The sequence below is a fragment of the Atopobium minutum 10063974 genome, from assembly GCF_000364325.1.
Classification (GTDB): domain Bacteria; phylum Actinomycetota; class Coriobacteriia; order Coriobacteriales; family Atopobiaceae; genus Atopobium; species Atopobium minutum.
Window position 1 is genome coordinate 797,728 of the sequence record NZ_KB822533.1, and the last position, 18,747, is coordinate 816,474.

General features: G+C 48.0%; 15 protein-coding genes, 2 tRNA genes and 1 other RNA gene. 11 read left to right on the forward strand and 7 right to left on the reverse strand.

Going from position 1 to position 18,747, the window contains the following annotated elements; genetic code table 11:
- Window positions 1-264: a YggT family protein gene (locus tag HMPREF1091_RS03720; RefSeq protein ID WP_002563497.1), complete on the forward strand. Its 264-nt coding sequence runs from the start codon at window positions 1-3 to the stop codon at window positions 262-264.
- Window positions 265-313: 49 nt separating this feature from the next.
- A complete protein-coding gene (locus HMPREF1091_RS03725) occupies window positions 314-994 on the forward strand; it encodes a DivIVA domain-containing protein (RefSeq protein ID WP_002563498.1) in 681 nt (226 codons plus the stop codon).
- Window positions 995-1,142: 148 nt separating this feature from the next.
- Here HMPREF1091_RS03725 and HMPREF1091_RS03730 read toward each other — a convergent pair whose 3' ends face one another.
- From HMPREF1091_RS03730 to HMPREF1091_RS03740, 4 genes are all read right to left on the reverse strand, one after another.
- The gene (locus HMPREF1091_RS03730; protein WP_002563499.1) at window positions 1,143-1,964 is read right to left on the reverse strand and encodes a TIGR03915 family putative DNA repair protein; all 822 of its coding nucleotides are present in this window, start codon (window positions 1,962-1,964) and stop codon (window positions 1,143-1,145) included.
- A gap of 79 nt (window positions 1,965-2,043) precedes the next feature.
- A complete protein-coding gene (locus HMPREF1091_RS03735; RefSeq protein WP_002563500.1) occupies window positions 2,044-3,450 on the reverse strand; it encodes a putative DNA modification/repair radical SAM protein in 1,407 nt (468 codons plus the stop codon).
- 199 nt (window positions 3,451-3,649) lie between these two features.
- Window positions 3,650-4,017, reverse strand: an RNA gene (gene rnpB, locus HMPREF1091_RS08115) — RNase P RNA component class A.
- Window positions 4,018-4,097: 80 nt separating this feature from the next.
- Window positions 4,098-4,751 carry a GntR family transcriptional regulator gene (locus HMPREF1091_RS03740; protein WP_002563501.1) on the reverse strand — a complete coding sequence of 218 codons (654 nt, stop codon included), beginning with the start codon at window positions 4,749-4,751 and terminating at the stop codon, window positions 4,098-4,100.
- Between the two features lie 286 nt (window positions 4,752-5,037).
- Between HMPREF1091_RS03740 and HMPREF1091_RS03745 the strand changes: the two genes are divergently transcribed.
- The 3 genes from HMPREF1091_RS03745 to HMPREF1091_RS03755 all read left to right on the forward strand — a co-directional run bounded on the left by HMPREF1091_RS03745 (window position 5,038) and on the right by HMPREF1091_RS03755 (window position 8,194).
- Window positions 5,038-5,814 carry a dimethylarginine dimethylaminohydrolase family protein gene (locus tag HMPREF1091_RS03745; protein WP_002563502.1) on the forward strand — a complete coding sequence of 259 codons (777 nt, stop codon included), beginning with the start codon at window positions 5,038-5,040 and terminating at the stop codon, window positions 5,812-5,814.
- Window positions 5,815-5,897: 83 nt separating this feature from the next.
- Complete coding sequence (locus tag HMPREF1091_RS03750; protein ID WP_002563503.1) at window positions 5,898-7,400, forward strand: basic amino acid/polyamine antiporter; 1,503 nt, start codon at window positions 5,898-5,900, stop codon at window positions 7,398-7,400.
- A gap of 155 nt (window positions 7,401-7,555) precedes the next feature.
- Window positions 7,556-8,194: an IMPACT family protein gene (locus tag HMPREF1091_RS03755; protein ID WP_002563504.1), complete on the forward strand. Its 639-nt coding sequence runs from the start codon at window positions 7,556-7,558 to the stop codon at window positions 8,192-8,194.
- On the opposite strand, the gene HMPREF1091_RS03760 is transcribed toward HMPREF1091_RS03755, so the two are convergent.
- Window positions 8,181-8,714, reverse strand: coding sequence for a cysteine hydrolase family protein (locus tag HMPREF1091_RS03760; protein WP_002563505.1), 534 nt, complete (start codon window positions 8,712-8,714; stop codon window positions 8,181-8,183). The two genes, HMPREF1091_RS03755 and HMPREF1091_RS03760, sit on opposite strands and share 14 nt — an antisense overlap.
- A 203-nt stretch (window positions 8,715-8,917) precedes the next feature.
- Between HMPREF1091_RS03760 and HMPREF1091_RS03765 the strand changes: the two genes are divergently transcribed.
- Entirely contained in the window at window positions 8,918-9,286 is a 369-nt protein-coding gene (locus HMPREF1091_RS03765) for a VOC family protein (RefSeq protein WP_002563506.1), read from the forward strand.
- Between the two features lie 285 nt (window positions 9,287-9,571).
- Window positions 9,572-13,504 carry an RICIN domain-containing protein gene (locus HMPREF1091_RS08025; protein WP_002563507.1) on the forward strand — a complete coding sequence of 1,311 codons (3,933 nt, stop codon included), beginning with the start codon at window positions 9,572-9,574 and terminating at the stop codon, window positions 13,502-13,504.
- Window positions 13,505-13,613: 109 nt separating this feature from the next.
- Here the strand turns inward: HMPREF1091_RS08025 and HMPREF1091_RS03775 are convergent, their stop codons facing one another.
- Window positions 13,614-15,050: a C1 family peptidase gene (locus tag HMPREF1091_RS03775; protein ID WP_002563508.1), complete on the reverse strand. Its 1,437-nt coding sequence runs from the start codon at window positions 15,048-15,050 to the stop codon at window positions 13,614-13,616.
- Window positions 15,051-15,062: 12 nt separating this feature from the next.
- Window positions 15,063-16,415, reverse strand: a complete 1,353-nt coding sequence (locus HMPREF1091_RS03780; protein WP_002563509.1) for a C1 family peptidase — start codon at window positions 16,413-16,415, stop codon at window positions 15,063-15,065.
- A gap of 142 nt (window positions 16,416-16,557) precedes the next feature.
- Here HMPREF1091_RS03780 and HMPREF1091_RS03785 point away from each other — a divergent pair, with 142 nt between their 5' ends.
- The 4 genes from HMPREF1091_RS03785 to HMPREF1091_RS03800 all read left to right on the forward strand — a co-directional run bounded on the left by HMPREF1091_RS03785 (window position 16,558) and on the right by HMPREF1091_RS03800 (window position 18,744).
- Window positions 16,558-17,955, forward strand: a complete 1,398-nt coding sequence (locus tag HMPREF1091_RS03785) for a CCA tRNA nucleotidyltransferase (RefSeq protein ID WP_002563510.1) — start codon at window positions 16,558-16,560, stop codon at window positions 17,953-17,955.
- A gap of 208 nt (window positions 17,956-18,163) precedes the next feature.
- A tRNA-Gln gene (locus HMPREF1091_RS03790) sits at window positions 18,164-18,237 on the forward strand.
- A gap of 20 nt (window positions 18,238-18,257) precedes the next feature.
- Window positions 18,258-18,334, forward strand: a tRNA-Glu gene (locus tag HMPREF1091_RS03795).
- Window positions 18,335-18,456: 122 nt separating this feature from the next.
- Window positions 18,457-18,744 (forward strand): hypothetical protein, encoded by a 288-nt coding sequence (locus tag HMPREF1091_RS03800; RefSeq protein WP_021736188.1) that lies wholly within the window; start codon window positions 18,457-18,459, stop codon window positions 18,742-18,744.
- Window positions 18,745-18,747: the final 3 nt, after the last annotated feature.

The window sequence follows — 18,747 nt, forward strand, 5'->3', positions numbered from 1 at the left end:
ATGATTGCAAGTGGTATTGCTGCTCTTTTTAGGTTTTACGAGTTTTTGATACTCGCCTGGTGCATCTTCTCGTGGTTCCCTCAGCGTTGTGAGTGGTTCCAGGATTTGTGTGTTGTACTCGATAAGCTCGTGGCTCCGTACATGAATTTATTTAGGCGCTTCATTCCTCCCATAGGAGGCATAGATTTTTCACCAATTGTGGGGCTTATCGTCCTGCAATTACTTGCACGTTTTGTAGTCAATTTCTTTGTAGGTATACTTTAACAAGCACGGCTATCTTTGCGTAGTGGCGCTCACATGAAAGGAACTAACAATGGCTATTACTCCAGCAGACATCGATCAGCTTACCTTCTCGCCATCCAAGCATGGTTATGACACAGAGGAAGTGGATGCTTTTCTCGAGCAGCTCTCTGGTGAGCTGGATGCAATGTTGCAAAAGATTGCAGACCTTAAGGGCCGTCTGAACAATTCAGAGCAGCAGCTTGCCGCAGCTCAAGAGCAGGTGGCTCAGCTTACCGAGCAGGCCGCAGAGGCCTCTGCCTACGCAGCTCCAGAGGCAGCAGTCGTTGTGAGTCCTGTTCAGCCTGACACCAGTGCATCTGAGGCTCAGATTTCCCGCGTTCTTATCATTGCTCAGCAGTCTGCAGATCAGATTGTTGCCGATGCTAAGGAATCTGCCGAGAAGATCCGCACCGAGGCAGATCAACGTGCCCGCGAGGTCATTCGCGCTGCCTTAGCCGAGAAGCAAAATGAGCTGGATGAGATCGACCGTCTTAAGGCTTCCCGTGAAGAGTTCCGCTCTGAGTACAAGACGCTGTTGCAGCACTTCATGGATGATGCAGATGCTGCCTTCCCCAATCAGGTGCTTTCTAACGCAACGTCGTCTGAGTACCATGCCGTTGCTCCTTCTGTAAGCGTTCCCAATGCTGTAGACGCAGCTTCTGTTTCTGTACCTGAGCAGACACCTGCCATTAGCTTGGACGACCTTGACTAAGCAAGCCGACTAAACCGGCCAAGCCTACTAAGCTGGTCAAACCGGCCAATCCGGTCAAGCCGACCAAGCAAACATATCTGGCACCAATTGATGATGGGGTCCCTGTAGCCAATGTGACTGCAGGGACTTTTTATGGTTCCTAGGGCTTCTATGGTTCCAGCTCATGCAGACCATCCCAAAAACGTTTGGGCATCCAGTGCATGCGTAGGTCATAGCCCCGTTCAGCTTTGCCTCTTTGGCTAAACCCAAGCTTTTTGTAAAAGGTTTTCCACAGAGCGCGAATATAGTGCTCTTCATCAGACGGCTGTTTTGCATCCAACAGTTCTTGCATCAGTACTTTATCCAACAGCATGACACCACAGCGTGCATCTCCAGCATTGTGTATGAGTGCCACTTCATGAGCAGGATCAACAAGGGCAAACGTTTCCGTCCGCAAGCGACCTGCAAAATGGGATGCCACCAAGGGCAGTACATTAGCTTTGCCGCTAAAACGCGCAAAGTATGATCCATCTTCCATCTTACTCATACGAATAAACTGCCGCGCGTGCTCACATTCATTGCTTGCTTTGCGAGCAAAATGTAAAAAGGCTTCTGTTTGTGGAGCGGACAGCAGTGTCTGTGACTGGTTCTTATAGCGCAAAACCATGCGTACCCATTCATATACCGCTTGAGGCATGGCAGGGTCATCATAACTACAGGCACACGCAAGAAGGTAGTTTGTTGGCTTTCCATAAAAGCGTTGCAGTTGAGTGAGGAGGCGCTTGACTAAGGCCAAATCCTGCAGTCCTTTTATGGGTGCAATGGGTGTTTCACCTAGTTGCAGCTGGCAAGCTTTCTCTAAGCTAAGTCGGAGCTGCGAGCTGTGTAGCTTTGCATTCCCGTGCCGTGCATAGTAGGTGAGTGCAATAGTGGTGAGGATTGACTCAAGCGAAGGCTTGCATAGCAGAACCACGCGTTGCTGTTTGCTCATACAGTTCTGTATCTCTGTAACAAATCTCTGAGCTTCTTCAGATAAGCCCTGCGTACCTGAGGTTTTAGAACGGGTTGTTTTAGAACAAGCTGAGTTGCTGTTCTTCAAGCTCTTTTCTTTTTTGGTTGTACTTGCTATATGTGGCATCGCTCACCACCCGCTGCCTAATGAGCTGCTCATCAAGGGGGCTTTGAGGATCGCGTTTGCCATTACAGCTCAAGAAGTGACGTGCTCGTTTAAGGGTGACATGCATACGTTTAAGATCATCAAAGCTTAAAAGGGTTGTGCGGCGTGCTTGTATGATGCGCCGAGCACCAACAGGCCCAACACCAGGAACACGCAACAAGAGCTCAAGCGGGGCATCCATTACCTCCACAGGAAAGCGATCCATATGGTTGAGCGCCCAGGCAAGCTTGGGGTCCACCTCTAAATCCAGCCATGGCGTATGGGGGTTTACCAGCTCATCAGCATCAAAGCCATAATAGCGCATAAGCCAATCCGCCTGATAAAGCCTATGCTCACGTCGCAACGGAACAGGCGTGCCCAGTTCCGGTAGATGCTCATCTTCCAACATGGGCATATACGCCGAGAAAAACACGCGCTTTAGCTCAAACTTTTTATACAGCGAGCTCGACAGCTTGAGAATGTGATTATCATCCTCAGGACTTGCTCCTACGATTATTTGCGTAGACTGTCCAGCTGCAGCAAAGCTTCTCAGAGAATTTCTTACGCGAGCAGGTTTTTGCATGGACCTGGTGGGTAGGGTATAGCAGGCTCCATTGGAGATAAGCGCACGCTCAGAGTATTGACGGGTTGTTTTCTCAGGGGCAGCAGTAAGGGTGCGCGCCTGTTTTGCGCTTGGGTTGTGCGTAGTGTTAAGGAATAGTGTTTGCTCTTCCTCCATGCGTTTGTTATGAATAAGCGCCATGGGTGCTAAGAGGGAAGAAGGGGTTTTATCAGGGCAGAGAGTAGATAAAGAAGCGGCACTTGGTAATTCTAAGTTTACCGATAAACGATCCGATAATCTGCCAATGACATCCACGAGTTCAGGACTGGTTCCTGGGATGATTTTAGTATGAACATACCCGTTAAAACGCAGGTCCTCACGTAAGATGCTCAAGCAGGCAATCATCCGCTCAGATGTGGCATCTGCCGTGCCCAAAACTCCGGAAGACAAAAACAGGCCTTCAATGTAGTTATGCTTATAAAATTCAACAGTAAGTTCTGCCAGCTCGCGTGGAGTAAACGTTGCTCGAGGACAAGAAGCGCTTTTACGATTAACACAGTACGCACAGTCAAAACTACAGTTGTTTGACATGAGTACTTTAAGCAGAGTAATGCAACGGCCGTCTTCCGTAAAACTATGACAACAGCCAGCTGCACGAGTGGCACCTAACATACCAGCCTTAGAGCTTTTGTTAGAGCCAGATGAAGTGCAGGCTACATCAAAGCGCGCAGCTTCTGCAAGAATTTCAAGCTTTGACATGGTATCCACAGTGCACCCCCGTACAGAACATATGTTCTAAAAAAGAATACCACAGGGACGGCAATAGTACAACTGTTCGATATGTCGGAGCGTTATTAAAAGTAATAATGCACCGACATAGGTCAGAGAGCTATGAGAGCTATACAAAAGCTGGTATTTATGGCTGTAGAGGCATGAGGCTATAGAAGCATGAAGAAAAAAGCGAAGTGAGCCTATGAGCCGGGTTCTGTCGAGGACGATCATTTATCTACGAACGTTGTTACCAACGCCCTCTAGCACGCAACCCGAACGCTCTGCGGGCAACATCATAGCGTTCCTATTTGCGCTTGCTCCGGATGGGGCTTGCCAAGCCGCCGTATTACTACGACGCTGGTAGTCTCTTACACTACCGTTTCAGCTTTTCTCTTACTCACCTGCCTGTACGCAAGTGAGCAGTGGGAGTCTTCTTTTCTGCGGCGCTTTCCGTCGGGTCACCCCGCCTGGCCGTTAGCCAGCATCCTGCCCTGTGGAGCCCGGACTTTCCTCATGGGCAGCTTGAGCCACCCCCGCAATCGTCGAGCTCACTTCGCGTTAGCGATTGTACCACGTCTTGCGGTATCCTTCTTGTGTTTGTCATGTGGCTTAACCATAAAAAACACCTGTCTTCTTTACCACGACAAGTACTTAGCGTTATCTAAAGACCAGTGCACATCACGAATGTATTTTTGCAGATCACTGCCATCGCGCTTTTTAAATAGCGCCACTATATGGGCATGCTCTTTATTAGCTTTGCGAGCATTAGCTTCAAGAACCTCTGGATCTTCTTGCAAATACGCGCGCTTCATAAAAAAGCGGTTGAGTTCTTCTATGTAGTTGGATAGGCGAGAGTTACCACACTTAAGCACATACGTCTGATGGAACTCACGTTGCAAGTCATCGTATCTGTCATACAGTCCACTGTTTATAGCTAATTGCATGCTATTACATAAGAAGCTCAGCTGCGCAATGTCATTGTCGCTCATTCGTCCTGCAGCAAGAAGGGCTGCTCGACCATCCAAAGGACCAAGGATTTCAAACACTTCTCTGGCAGCGGATTCGTCAAAGCCACGAACCACAAATCCTTTACGAGGAACGCGTTCTAAATAGCCCTCATCACTCAATTGCATAAGGGCTTCTCTAACGGGGGTTCGGCTTACCGAAAGAGCATCTGCAATGCTTTGCTCGCTAATATGCTCAAACTCGCTGAGCATGCCCTTGTTAATGAGGTTGGCAATGTGAGCATACACATGGTCTTTGAGGGAGAGGTATCTATCTTGTGGCACGTCCGCGCTCACCTCCATTGGATGTATATAAACGCAAATTGTATACAATCAACATTTTTGTTTATATAAACAAAAAAGTAAAGGTAAATCATAGTATTTAAGCCGTTTACAGCTCAAATTATACCGCTCAAGTTCACAGTGTACATAGCAGTTGCAAGCTCACGATATGTTGAACGTGCAGATGTAATGTCTACGCGCAATCCAAACATAACGTGGATGCATGAGGACATTAGCATCGCAGTTTGAAGTCATTCTTATGGTAGTTCTTGAGGAAAGGGGTTATAACATGACCAAGTTTACGCACTGCATTGTTCGTCGTCCGAGCCACTCTTTGCTTGATGGTATTACCTCTGCTCCTGAGTTGGGCAAGCCTGACTATGATCGTGCCCTCGAAGAGCATAATGACTACATCGATGCGCTGACTCGCTGCGGTGTAGACGTAACGGTTTTGCCGGCATCTGAGGAATATCCAGACAGCTGCTTTGTGGAGGATACCTGCGTTATTACGCGTTGCGGCGTTATTGTAGATAACCCTGGTGCGGATAGCCGCCGCGGGGAAGCTGCGCTTCTTGAGCCCGTACTTCATCGTTTCTTTGACTATGATAAAATCCGTCACATTACTTCTCCCGGTACGCTTGAAGGCGGAGATGTCATGATGGTTGGAGACACCTTCTATGTTGGTAGGTCTAAGCGCACCAATGAAGAGGGCATTCGTCAGTTTGCTGCCATTCTAGAAGAGTGGGGCCTTACATGCGTAGAAGTTCCTCTCGAGAAGGTCCTGCATCTTAAGACGGGTGTTAACTATATCGAAGATAACAACATGCTGGTTTCCGGCGAGTTTATCGATAAGCCCGAGTTTGCGCAATATAACAAGATTGTGGTTCCAGAAGAGGAAGCCTATGGTGCCAACTGCATTTGGATGAACGGTACCGTTATTGTTGCAGAAGGATATCCCACGGTGCTAAAGGCTGTTCAGGATGCTGGCTATAAAACCATTGTGGTGGATACTTCCGAGTATCGTAAGCTCGATGGTGGTCTGTCCTGCCTTGGTTTGCGCTTCTAATATGAATTTGTAATCCCCAAGAGCTGCATGGACCTTTGCTTGTGAGGTTCGTGCAGCTCTGTATTACAGAAGGGGGCTTTACGATGGAAAAACCTACTACGACAACACATGACGCGACTGAACTTCTTGTGGATGAGCAGGGCAATAAGATTATTGACCCTCACGGAATGGGCTTGTTGCGTCTGTCTATGATGGTTATTACCGCCAGTATTTGCGGTGGTATATTCTCGCTTGCAGGAGATTTGGCAGCTGGAGGAGCTCATACCGGTGCTGTGCTGGTAAGCTGGGGCATTTGTTTTGTGGGTGTGTTGGCTTTGGCCATGTGCTTCTTTGGTTTATCGCGCGCTCGTCCTGATCTTACGGGCGGTATTTATGCCTATGCTGCCGCTGGCTTTGGTGACTTTGTTGGGTTTATTTCTGCCTACGGGTACTGGATTTCTGGCTGCCTATCCAATGTCTCATTCGCTTTATTGCTTTTCTCGGCATTAGGATATTTCTTTAAGCCATTTGAGAGCGGTAATAACTTGCTTTCCTGCATATGTGCGTCTGCGTATTTGTGGCTGTTGGTATGGTTGGCAGCTAAAGGCGTTAAGGAGGCAGCAAAGCTCAATATTTTTGTAACCGTGGTAAAGATTATCCCGCTTGGCTTGTTTATTGTATCCATTTTGCTGCTTGGCAAGTTTGACCCGTCCATTTTTATGGACAACTTTATGGGTGAGCCTGGTGGACCAGGCTTTTACGAGCAAGTTGTTTCTACTATGGTGGCATTAGTCTGGATTTTTACGGGTATTGAGGCTTCTGTTGTTATTTCTGGCCGCGCTCGTTTAGCAAAAGATGTTGGACGCTCTACCATCATTGGCTTTGTCTTTATTTTTGTGCTGTACATGCTCATTTCTGTGCTCAGTATGGGCGTGGTGCCTCGTGCGCAGATGGCGGAGCTGGCAACGCCTTCTATGGCGGGTGTGTTGGAAGCCGCTATTGGTCCTATAGGCGCCGCCGTTGTTAATTTGGGCGTTGTGTTGTCCTTGTTGGGCGCTATGTTGGGCTATGTAATTATTAATGCCGAGACTCCCTATGAGGCAGCAAAGATGGGCACGTTTCCCAAGGTATTTGCACGCTCAAATACGGCGGGATCTCCTCTTGTTACCCTGATTGTTTCTTCTGGCATTACCCAGCTGTTCTTGATTTTGGCTGTGTTTGCTACGTCTACGTATCAGTTTATGTACAACTGTGCGGTCTGCACAATTCTTGTTCCCTATGTGGCATCTACCTTGTATTTTGCAAAGATTGCATGGCAAAACAAATACATGGGGGATGACGGTGCTGGCAGCGTAGCACAAGCTCGCTTCTTTGGTACCTTGGGCTGCGTATACGCGCTCTTTTTGGTGTGGTCTTGCGGTGTGACGGGCATTATGATTACCACCATTTTGTTTACGCCAGGCATATTGCTCTATGCTTGGGGAGAAAAGACACAAGACAAGAAGATTTTGCCTACCATGGCGGATAAGATTATTGCCTTGATTATTGTGGGTACCATGTTGGTTTCTGTGTATCAGATTGCAACAGGAGCTATTTCTGTAATCTAGAGCACATATCTCATTACATACCTTATGGCAATACGCGTTATAGTAAACCGTGCATGTACTTTAATTTGGCATATGCACGGTTTTAAGATGGTGGTACTCACAGCGCTGCCAGGGTAGACACTGGTGATAACAATAACGAGTAGGGTTAATTGCAAATGAAGCAAGAATATAAGACACTTGTTTCTGACGTAGTGCATACGGCGGAGTTTGTAGATCGTCGTAGTCGTTTTCTTGCGGCACTTACACACTTATCTTCAGAAGCTGCTGCTGAGGAGTATATTGCTTCTTTAAGGGCTCGCTATCATGACGCACGCCATACTGTTTTTGCGTGGATATTGGCAGATGGGCGTGAGCGTTTTTCTGATGATGGGGAGCCATCTCGTACCGCTGGTATGCCGGTTTTTGATGTCTTGCATGGTGCTGGCTTAGCAGACATATGCTGTGTTGTAACTCGATATTTTGGTGGCACTCTTTTGGGCCCTGGTGGTTTAGTTCGTGCTTATACCGCAGCGGCACAAGCTGCGGTAGCAGACGCTCAAACTGCAAACCATATAGTTGTTATGGGACTTACTACCTATGTAACGTGCTGTATTCCTTATGCTGCCTATGATCGAGTTTTGCATATGGCACAAGCTGCTGGCGGCAAACAACATGAGGCTCTTTTCACCAATGAAGTGCAGCTTACCTTGAGCTTTGCCTCTGGTTTAGAGCAACCCTTTGTGGCGGCTCTGCGTGAGTTTGCTCATGGGGAAGACCTTTGCACAATTGCAGAACCTGTCTTTACTGCACGATAATCTGGCAACTTTCCAGAGCACCAAGTGCACGTTCATGGCTTTGTGGCGTAACCCCTGCACAACAGTTTTTCTTTACAACGATAGGAACTTCAGGTACGGCAGCTTTTGCGAGCAGCGCATTAGAGATAACGCAAATGTCTGTGCACAGGCCAATGAAGGTAATCTTTTGAAGAGGTGCCTTTGCATTGAGCTGTGTAAGGTATGCTGCGAGTTCCATGCTGCCAAAACTGGGCTTATCAAAAATGCGTACATCTGCAGCATTGGCAACCTCTGCAAGCTCGGGAATAATTTGCCACCCCTCGCTGCCATATAAGCAATGTGGTACAGGTAGATTGGTGCCTTCTTGTGTGGATAGATAGTTGCTGTGATGGGTGTCACGCGTAAAGATAATCTTCTCGTTAGTTTGTTGAGCGGTGGCAATGCGTGCCATAACAGCAGGTACGATAGCGCGTGCTTCGGGTGTGCCCAGCGCATGGGTTACAAAGTCATTTTGCATATCTACAACAACCAAGACGTTCATGAGCGCTCCTTATCGTACAAAATGATTGACTTGCTTTTGGGACTTACTTGGTTTTATGCAAGTTCTGAGTACCTCTATTGTATCTACGGCGCAGGTTGTAGGAGAAAAAACATATCCTGAGCATGCTTTTTGATGACAAGGCGAGTAAAATTATATAGATGCTAAACAAACTTAAAATGCAACAAAGCAGTAAGGAGCCTACTATGAAGGCACGTTTTGTTCATCGTTGTACCCATGTGCTTGATAGAGATGCTACGGTAGCGTTTTATCAAAAGGCCTTGGGGTTAGTTGTGGCGCGTGTTTCGGGTCCTGAGGATGGGAGCTGGTCAAACACCTTTATGGTTGACCCTCAGTCTGGTTTTGAGATTGAGCTTACTTGGAATCGTGGTCGTACAACGCCCTATGAGAATGGCGGAATGGATATCCATATTGCCTTTAGGGTGGACGATATTGAGGCAGCTCATGCTTTGCATGAAGAGATGGGTTGCATTCAAAAAGAAAATCCCAAGATGGGTTTGTATTTTATTGTAGACCCAGACGGACAGCGCATAGAGATTTTGCCCGAGAACTAGGGCGTGTTGTTGCCTTGCATTATAGGGGATGGGGCATTGTATACATGGTATAAAAAGTGCATGGTATAGATACGCACATACAACAAGCCAGAGTTAGCTGAAACCTAAGAGCATACAGTTTTGACTTTGTGTATAAAATGTTGACCTTCTCTGTAATTATCGGTCTGTATAAAGTTAGCGCCTGGTTACTTATGGCAGTTGTACTACGCGATAAATGACTGCAAACTATAAGCCCTGAGATTGTGCATAGTTGCTGTGTAGCATGCACATTAGATTCGGAGCGTTATGAAGTATTTGGAAAGACAAGCTCGTAATAAGATGCTGTGGACAGCGTGCTCGCTCATATGTGGCGTAGCGTTGCTTGTTGTGCTCAGCGTGCCTAGTGTGGCACGTGCCGCTACGGATTCTGCTGCTCAGCAGTCCGCGGCGGCTGCACCAGCTGCACAGGCAACACAAACCGTGCAAGCAGATACAACCACGGTTCTTGCTGAAGCGCAAAGTAAGGATGCTGTGGCAGACCAGAGTGACTCTGTAGTGGCACGTGCAGTTTCTGTAGCCGAACCTTTGCTTGCTTATGAGGATGCAAACAAAGCTGATGACACTAACAGTACCAACAGCACTGATGGTGCTTTGGCAGCTCAACAAGATGAGCAGGCCACCGCAAAAAAACGTGCAGCAGCTCCTCGTGCCGCTGCTGCCGCAAACTATGATGATAATTTGGTTGAAGGGGATGTGTACTACATCCACTCTAAGGTAGCGCCCGATAAAGTTTTAGACGTTGCCTGGGGCTCTAAGGCAGATGGTGCTAACGTACTGCTCTGGAAAAAGAATAATGGTGCTAACCAGCGTTGGCGTCTTATTCGTAATGGCGAGCATTACCTGTTTATTAACGAGGCAACCAATAAAGCTTTAGATATAGCTGATGGCCAACCTTTTAATGAGGCTAACGTACAACAATACCAACCCAATTATACCGATGGACAAAAGTGGATTTTGAATCGCATGGCTGATGGCAGCTATTCCATTGTGTCAGCTGTAGATCCAACATTTTCACTTGATTTATATGCAGGCAAGACAGCTAATGGTACCAATGTGCAGCTGTATACCAATAACGGCGGCAACAATCAAAAATGGGTTTTAGAAAATGTAACGGGTGCCTTGCGTGAGGCTAAGCAGGCTCAGGACAATAATCGCCTTCCCGAAGGCGATTACCTGATAGAGACCAAGGTAACTGATGGCAAGGCAGTAGATGTGGACTATCCTACTGCTGAGTCTGGTTCTAACGTATTGCTCTGGCAGACCACTCGTCATAAAACGCAGGTCTGGCATGTGTCGTACGATAAGGACGGCCTGGCAAAACTTACCAACAAGTATTCTGGTAAAGCACTTGATGCAAATGGTGGTATGGCTGCTAACGGTGTAAACGTACAGCAGTGGGACGCTAATGATTCCATGGCACAGCGTTGGCTTATTGTTAAGATGGCTGATGGCACCTACAAGATTTTATCGGCAATTAACCCCAAGTTTGCAGTTGATTTGCATGCGTCTCAGACTAATAACAACGCAAACATTGAGCTGTACGGCGTTCATGATGGCGCTAACCAGCGTTGGCGTTTTACGTCATTGGACATTCACGTTCCACAAACAGACCTAGAGGTTGCACACTCCCTTGATCCAAATGCAATGTACCGTATTGTTTCATCTGCCAATCCAAGCTATGCAGTAGATGTGTACGCAGGTAAGACAGCTAATGGTACGAATGCCCAGTTGTACACTAAGAACAACGGTGCTAACCAAGCATTTATGTTTGAGCCTGCCGCCAAAAATGGTTACTTCTTACTTAAATCGTTGCGAGGCAATATTGCGTTAGCCTCTAATGGTGACAACCCAACCTCTGGCAATAATGCACAGTTCTGGGAGACCCACGCCGACGATAAGAACCAGCAGTTTGCCATTATTCGCAATGCTGATGGCACCTACTCCTTTAGGAGTGTTTCGACTGGTTTGCTCCTAGACATTAATGGCGATCCTGCCAATGAGGCAAATCTGTATCTAACCAGCTTTAGCACGTATCCTTCCGATACTCAGAAGTTTAGGATAGAAAAGATTACTGACATCATTCCCAGTGGCTTATATTCTGTTGCCGCAGCTGGCAGCAAGACTATGGCACTTACTACAGATGGTGCATCTCTAACCATTGCCTCTAATGCTAAGCGTCTTAATCAGAAATGGGCTATAAGAAAAGTTGGGGGCAAGGATAACACCTACACCCTGCAGTCTTTGGATACGGGCGCCTACGTAAATACCCTGAATGGCAAGGTGCACTTAAGTGCTTCTTCCACCACGTCTTCTGCTCATTGGGTAGTGAGTTTTGTACAGGGTAACTTGCAGTTTAAGAATGAACTTTCTGATACTGTCTTAGATATTACAAACAATGTGTATGCCTCTGGTACCTCTGTAGGTATGTGGCTTGCTCATGGTGGCACCAACCAGCAGTGGACTTTGTCTCAGGCAATTGAGCTGGAAAACGGTACTTATGAGATTAACGCTGCTGTAGGCAATAACATGGCTTTGGACGTAGATGGTGGTTCATCCCAAAACGGTGCAAACGTTCAGATTTATACGCGCAACCACTCTGCTGCTCAAAAATGGACCGTTCGACGCCTAGCAAGTGGCGCATACGTATTTACCAATGTTTCCTCAGGTAAGGTACTTGACCTGTATAACAATGAGGTCAAGAATGGCTCTAATATTTTGCAATACGCCTCCAATGGCGGTTCCAATCAGCACTGGTATGTAGAGTGGAATATCAAGGGCTATTTTGTGTTGCGCTCCGCCCTTAACCCCAACTATGTTATTGACGTGACTGGTGGTCATGCAGTTAACTCAACCAACGTAGAGCTGTATGCCTATCATGGTGGTGTTGCTCAGGGTTGGAACTTTTTCCGGGTAAGTGCTGCTACTCAGCAACATACTGGTACATTCCGTTTGTATCTTGATGCTGGTCACGGTTACAGTGCCCCGAACGGCTGGGATCCTGGTGCTACCACCCCTAACTATCGTGAAGCGGATCTTACTCATGAACTCGTGGACCTTATCGCTCTACGTTTAGATAAAAAGGGTATTGCGTATCGTAAGTCCCAGGATGACGGCGTTAATTTTGATCGTCGTCAAGAGGCTGCACGCGATCATGGTTGCACAACGCTGCTATCCATTCACTTTAATGCTTCACCGAATGCTACTGCCACGGGTTTTGAGAGTTTTAGGCATGCCTGTAATGCCGAGCCTGGTTCTCTTGAGTTCCAAAGTGCTATGCATGAGGCCCTCAAGGCTTCCGTTGGCCTAAGAAACCGTGGTATGAATACACAAGAAATTGCTGTTATTAGTGGCAAGAAAGGCCATCTACCTGCAACGCTTCTTGAGATTGCATTTGTGACCAATGCAAACGATATGTATGTATACCAGCAGCGTAAATTTATAATTGCAGATGCCTTGGCAAACGCCATTGAGCAGTATGCAAAGGAGTACTATGGCGGCGGTTCTGATACTCCTCATGCTGATGAATCTCAAAATGACGTTCCATTTACCCCTGATTACCAGTCTAATTCCGAGAACCCCGTCGACCCTAACCCGGATTTGCCCAATCCTCCTTCCGTAGACGAGGACATAAGCTCCGAGACATACACCATTATGGGCAATTCCACGGTCACCGCACGTCAGATGGTTGCTCTGTATAAGCAGATAGGCAAGCAGTATCCCAGTTCTGTGTACAGCGCTTATGGCGCCCCAACTATCGAGAAGTTCTGTCAGCTTGTTATGGAAGAGGCAGCTGCTGAAGGCGTGCGTGCCGAGGTAGTTTTTGCACAGGCCATGCATGAGACAGGCTGGTTGCAATTTGGCGGTGACGTAAAGAACTGGCAGTGCAATTTTGCTGGCCTTGGTGCTGTTGGCGGTGGCGTCCGAGGTGAGGACTTTAGCGGCTACGGTGCTGAAGGTGTGCGCTATGGTTTGCGCGCCCAAGTCCAGCATCTTAAGGGCTATGCAAGCACCGATGCACTTAATAATGCATGTGTGGATAATCGCTTTAAGTACCTTACGCCAAAGCGCGGTTCTGCACCAACCATCTCTGGTCTTACGGGCACATGGGCCATGGATCCTGCCTATGCAAGAGGACTGTTTAGTATTTTGAGGGAACTTAAGGAAACGCCTCAGTACTAAGCGGTGCAAAATATACGCTGCTCTTGGGTTACAGAGCGTCTTATATGGTAAAAAAATCAGCCGTCCCTCATCTGAGAGACGGCTGATGTGTATGAATCCGATAAGTAACTTACTTACCTTGTCCCATGCCTAACGCAAAGCCGCTCCAAGGGTCGCACTCTTCGGCAGGAGCGCTGTCCCACAGCTCACGTATTTCTGCGGGCAAGTATTCACGGCGTACCACAACTTCACCACCGTATATACGGAACCATTCAGCACTCATGTACAGGTATCCGTCTTTGCCAGAGTCCTTACCCCAGCTGTTTTCTACACGCCAGGCAACAAGTTGGCCTTTATCGTTAAGCTCTACGCCCTGGAAGGTCATAGCATGGGTCAGGCATGTCTCGTGTATGTCGAGCATATCCGTGCGGTCCATGCTCAAGTCCATACCAAAGAGACCGTCTAAATCTACGCCATCCATAGTTAGGATGCCTTTGAAGTCCTCAATATGGCGAGGATATTCCTGCATAACATCGCATGCCATACTTACAGGCTCACCAGCCTTAAGCTGGGCAATGGCTGCTTGCTCTAGTATGGATTGCTCAACATTAAGGAAGCGGTTAGGACGGCCGCCCTCTACGCTGTCAATAGCGCGAACATGATAGGGGGTATTGAGTTTAGAATCGCTGGTAGGTATGCAAACAATCTCTGCGTACTCATAGGGATTGAAGGGCACATAGCGCTGCGCAAACTCCTGAGGAGTAATGTTAATGTCGCGAAGTAAGCGCTTTGTGTCCTTGTCATCTGCATACTCAGAAGCAGGAAGAATGTTACTAAGCTTTGTGGCATCTACCTTGCATTTTTTGCCTACACGCACTTCAAAATCAAAGTGGGTGGGAGGCTCACCTAAGCAAATGGAGAGCATCTTGTATACATCTACAAGCATCTCTTGCTTATGCTCTTGGAGTTGCTGGCGTGAAGCACCTGCAGCAAACTCTTTACGCAAGATGGAAGCGTCCTTGCGCAAAAGGCGCTCAAGCTGCGCATCCATTTGAGCAGAAGATTTGGTGCATGCAGTTTCTGGCATGACATCTTTAGGAACAAGACCCCATTTGGCAATGAGGTTCATGGCAAAAATCCAGTAACCACCGTCATCCATACCAGTGGACAAAACGCTCATGAGCTCACGGTCATCGCAGGGCTTATCGGCAAGACGAATGATGTTTTCCAACATGGCGTTTGCCTTCTCAAGCTTGTCATAAAACATGCCATAGGCCTGGGAAAACTCAAAGGTATCCACATCAAGAAGTTTCATGGTGGCTACACGAGCTACGTTATAAGCGCTAAACATCCAGCAGCGTCCGCTGTGGCACTGGTTGGTAATGTTGGCAGTCTTGAGCTCTACGCTGTAGGTATCGTGATAGGTGCGCATGCGATTGTAGTCACGTGCAGCAGCCATGACATCCATACTGGTAACCGCATTACGTGCCACACGGTTGGCGCGGTCTGTAGCAAAGGATGCGTTTTGAGAAGTGGCCCAATCTGGGGTAATAGTTGATAAGCTCATATGTTTGTCTCCTTAGTGAGCGAGTGAGCCCATGGGGTCCCAAGGCGCAAGCTCTATGTCGTCGTGAGCATCGTACTGTGCGCGCTGCTCGTCTGTTAGATACTTCTTGTCTACTACAACTTGGTATACATACTCATCAAACCAGGCATCAGAGATGGTGTCAAAGCCGTCGCGACCATGGTCTTTGCCCCAGCTGTTTTCTACCTTCCACATGGTGGGTTTGCCATGAGCATCAAAGCGCACGCCTTCCAAAACCATGGCATGGGTCATAAGAGATTCGCCGTAGTCTAGGCGCTCTTCTCGATTAAGGGCTGCTTCAACGGCAAAGCCAAATAGGCCGTCTACGTCCAAAGCGGCGGTATCCATAATGCCTTCGTCTTGCAGATACGACTGCATGACATCGCAGCCAAACCATACAGGTACGTTGTCTTTCATCTGTGCTATGGCTACGCGCTTAAGCTGATTAATGGGAAGGTTGAGGTGACGAACTTGACCAAACTCAACTATGTTACCAAGGCGAGAAACAGTAAAGCTGCGATTATAGGGCTTGTCTGTCGTTGCAGCAGAGATTAAAGAGACATAGTCATCCACCTTGATGCGAACGGCTTTCTCAAAGAACTCTTGTGGGGTAAATGTGCCAGAAAGTACGAGCTTATCGTCTTTATCACGCAAACGTACCTCAAAGTGTGTGGGAGGCTCGCCCAAAGCAATGACGAGCATGCGATAAATCTCGCTCATCATTTCCTTCTTCATAGCAGTTAAATCCTCTGAAGAAGCGCCTGCGGCGTTGGTTTCGCGCAAGCGTTTGGCACAGCCGCGTAAATAACGGGTAAGGTATCTGTCTAAATCACGCGTGTTACATGAGTTAGCAGTTTCTGGCATGGCCTCTTTGGGGCATACACCATACTTCTTGACAAGGCCCTTAAACATGTCCCATTGGCCACCGTCACAAATTGGATCAAACAAGAGATAGTTCACCAGACGACCCTCAAGAGGCTCATCTGTGGTGTCTAGGATGTTCTCTAAAAACCAGTTGCTTTTCTCGAGCTTGTCCCAAAAGAGGGGATAGGCCTGCGATAGTTCAAAAGTCTTAAGGTTATAGTTTTGCATAACCCGAATACGGAAGGTGTTGAGCGAGGCAAACATCCAACAGCGACCAGAGCGCTCTTGGTTAGTGCGGTCTCCCTGCTTTACCTCTACATCAAAAGCTAAGGCATTATTGGCAATGGCTTCAGGCACGCGCGCAACAGCGCGAATACCTTGAGCAGTTGCGGCATTTTTGGCTACGCTATTGGCGCGCTCAGCAGCAAAGTCTTTACGGGCTGCAGCAATATCATCAAATGTAACCGACGTATCTTGGTTCATAATAACCTCCCTGCAAACGTGTTGTACCATATGAAGAATAGCATGTACTTGATGCGTTCTATGCCCGTTACCACGCATTTGTTATACGCGGTATACTATGTACATACTATCTTCGTTTGTTGTTTGAGCTAAGGGTGCGGGTATGAGCCACCACATTTTGCCAACTGATGTGCCCGCCTATGCTTGGCGTGTGCTGTCCGTCTTGGAACAGGGCGGTTATGAGGCTTGGGTGGTTGGTGGCTGGGTACGCGATGCTCTTTTGGGAATGCCCTCACATGATGTAGATGCCTGCACTAATGCGCCGTGGCAAGAGTCTGTGCGCCTGCTTAAAGCAGCACATATAGAGGTGCATTGCACGGGTGTTCAGCATGGTACGGTAACAGCTGTGGTGCAGGGCCACCCCATAGAAGTAACTACTTATCGCGTAGAGTCTGGCTATTCTGATTTACGTCACCCCGATAGCGTTCAGTTTGTAGATTCTATCCTCGATGATCTTGCCCGCAGAGACCTTACTATTAACGCCATGGCCTACCATCCGCAACGCGGGCTTCTTGACCCCTATGCTGGCAAGAAGGACCTCGAAGCTGGTTGTATTCGTGCTGTAGGTAATCCACGGCGCCGTTTTACCGAGGATGCTTTGCGCGTGTTGCGTGCCGTGCGTTTTGCCGCGCGCTTGGGCTTTGAGGTAGAACCCGCTACACAAGGTGCACTGCAAGCATGTGCACCTGAGCTTGCTCATATTGCGCGCGAGCGAATTGGTCATGAGCTTGACGGTATTATCGCCACTGGGCATCTTGCATGGGCTTTGCGTACTCAGCGCAGCGTGCTGTTGGAAGCTGTGCCAACGCTTGCCCCTATGGTGGGGTTTGAGCAAAATAGCCCATTTCATTGTTATGACGTCTATGAGCACACCATACAGGTAGTTGCTGCCATGGAATGCTTTGCAGGTGGCATTGCTTCTAAACGGCTGCGTTGGGCATCCTTGTTGCATGATATTGGCAAGCCACATACGTTTACCATGGACGAGAAGGGCCAGGGGCACTTCTTTGGCCATCCTTCTGCTGGTGCTCAAATAGCCGAGTCATTGTTGCGTATGTTTGCGCTTCCCACCAGCTTGATTGTACCGTGCGTAAACCTTGTGCGATTCCACGATAGGCCCGTTAAGGCTACGCGTCATTCTGTGTTGCGTATGATGAGTGATTTGGACAGTCGTTGTCCTGGTCAAGCTGTTCCACTGGCGTTTGAGCTGCTTACGCTTAAGCGTGCGGATGCCATGGGCAAGGCGGCTCCTTATCGCTCGTATGCGTTGGAAATCGATAAAATCGAGCGCGTATTGCGGGAGCTGGTGGGACAGCACGCACCGTATCGCGTAAAGGATTTAGCGGTTAACGGCACCGATGTTGTAAAGCTGTTAGGAGGCCGTCCCGGGCCATGGATTGGCACTATGTTGGAAAGTGTGTTGCGTGAGGTGGTACATGGCCGCCTAGACAACTCGCGAGAAGCCCAATTAGCTTGGATACAGGGAACAACTTCGGTATAACAGATGCTTAAAATGGCATTGAGACAGGTATGAGACAGGTATTCAAGAAGTTGGCTTTATCGCTTGGCATGAAACTTGTCATGGAATGTGACCTGCGGTCTTAATAATTTTTCCAAAACATGCCTATTTTTTTCAAATTAGGACTTGCACAAATGGTGTATATCCCGTAAAGTATGTTCTCGCGTCAAGGCGCGTAGGACGTATCCCTTGGGACGTCGTCTAATGGTAGGACAACGGATTCTGGTTCCGTCAGTGGGGGTTCGACTCCCTCCGTCCCAGCCAAGAGTCCTACCTCACAGTTTGGCCCGTTCGTCTAGCGGTTCAGGACGCCGCCCTCTCAAGGCGGAGATCACCGGTTCGAATCCGGTACGGGCTACCAAGCATTTGCAGGGCTGGTTATCCAGCCCTTTTTCTTTACCCAGACCTGCTAAAACATAACAATATTTCAAATATACTTTTACGGTGGACCCGCCCTTTTTCGGGGAGGGGGGTAAGGTGATAATGTTTATCACATATAGTTATATACGGCAGAGTATAGACGGTAGTTATGACGATGAGTCCTTGGCAGAGTATGAAACCCTAACAGGGACGGTTGGAGAAAAAACAAACGCGGTTGCCAATCGTTCTTATGATGGCTTTCAAGCACTTGTTCCAGAACAGGTAGAAATTGGACAAAGTGGCGCTCTAACTGTGAGTGTATATTATGCACGCAAGTCCTATACCACGTATTTTAAGACGGGCGATGCTAAGCAAGACTTTCATGAAGCCTATAGGTATCAAGAGCAGTAATCC

What these genes read in the sequence shown, in the direction of transcription:
- HMPREF1091_RS08025 (WP_002563507.1), top strand. Translation starts at nt 9,572, where the DNA reads ATGAAGTATTTGGAAAGACAAGCTCGTAATAAGATGCTGTGGACAGCG.
- HMPREF1091_RS03765 (WP_002563506.1), top strand. Translation starts at nt 8,918, where the DNA reads ATGAAGGCACGTTTTGTTCATCGTTGTACCCATGTGCTTGATAGAGAT.
- HMPREF1091_RS03800 (WP_021736188.1), top strand. Translation starts at nt 18,457, where the DNA reads ATGTTTATCACATATAGTTATATACGGCAGAGTATAGACGGTAGTTAT.
- HMPREF1091_RS03760 (WP_002563505.1), bottom strand. Translation starts at nt 8,714, where the DNA reads ATGAACGTCTTGGTTGTTGTAGATATGCAAAATGACTTTGTAACCCAT.
- HMPREF1091_RS03745 (WP_002563502.1), top strand. Translation starts at nt 5,038, where the DNA reads ATGACCAAGTTTACGCACTGCATTGTTCGTCGTCCGAGCCACTCTTTG.
- HMPREF1091_RS03735 (WP_002563500.1), bottom strand. Translation starts at nt 3,450, where the DNA reads ATGTCAAAGCTTGAAATTCTTGCAGAAGCTGCGCGCTTTGATGTAGCC.
- HMPREF1091_RS03780 (WP_002563509.1), bottom strand. Translation starts at nt 16,415, where the DNA reads ATGAACCAAGATACGTCGGTTACATTTGATGATATTGCTGCAGCCCGT.
- HMPREF1091_RS03785 (WP_002563510.1), top strand. Translation starts at nt 16,558, where the DNA reads ATGAGCCACCACATTTTGCCAACTGATGTGCCCGCCTATGCTTGGCGT.
- HMPREF1091_RS03725 (WP_002563498.1), top strand. Translation starts at nt 314, where the DNA reads ATGGCTATTACTCCAGCAGACATCGATCAGCTTACCTTCTCGCCATCC.
- HMPREF1091_RS03775 (WP_002563508.1), bottom strand. Translation starts at nt 15,050, where the DNA reads ATGAGCTTATCAACTATTACCCCAGATTGGGCCACTTCTCAAAACGCA.
- HMPREF1091_RS03720 (WP_002563497.1), top strand. Translation starts at nt 1, where the DNA reads ATGATTGCAAGTGGTATTGCTGCTCTTTTTAGGTTTTACGAGTTTTTG.
- HMPREF1091_RS03750 (WP_002563503.1), top strand. Translation starts at nt 5,898, where the DNA reads ATGGAAAAACCTACTACGACAACACATGACGCGACTGAACTTCTTGTG.
- HMPREF1091_RS03755 (WP_002563504.1), top strand. Translation starts at nt 7,556, where the DNA reads ATGAAGCAAGAATATAAGACACTTGTTTCTGACGTAGTGCATACGGCG.
- HMPREF1091_RS03730 (WP_002563499.1), bottom strand. Translation starts at nt 1,964, where the DNA reads ATGAGCAAACAGCAACGCGTGGTTCTGCTATGCAAGCCTTCGCTTGAG.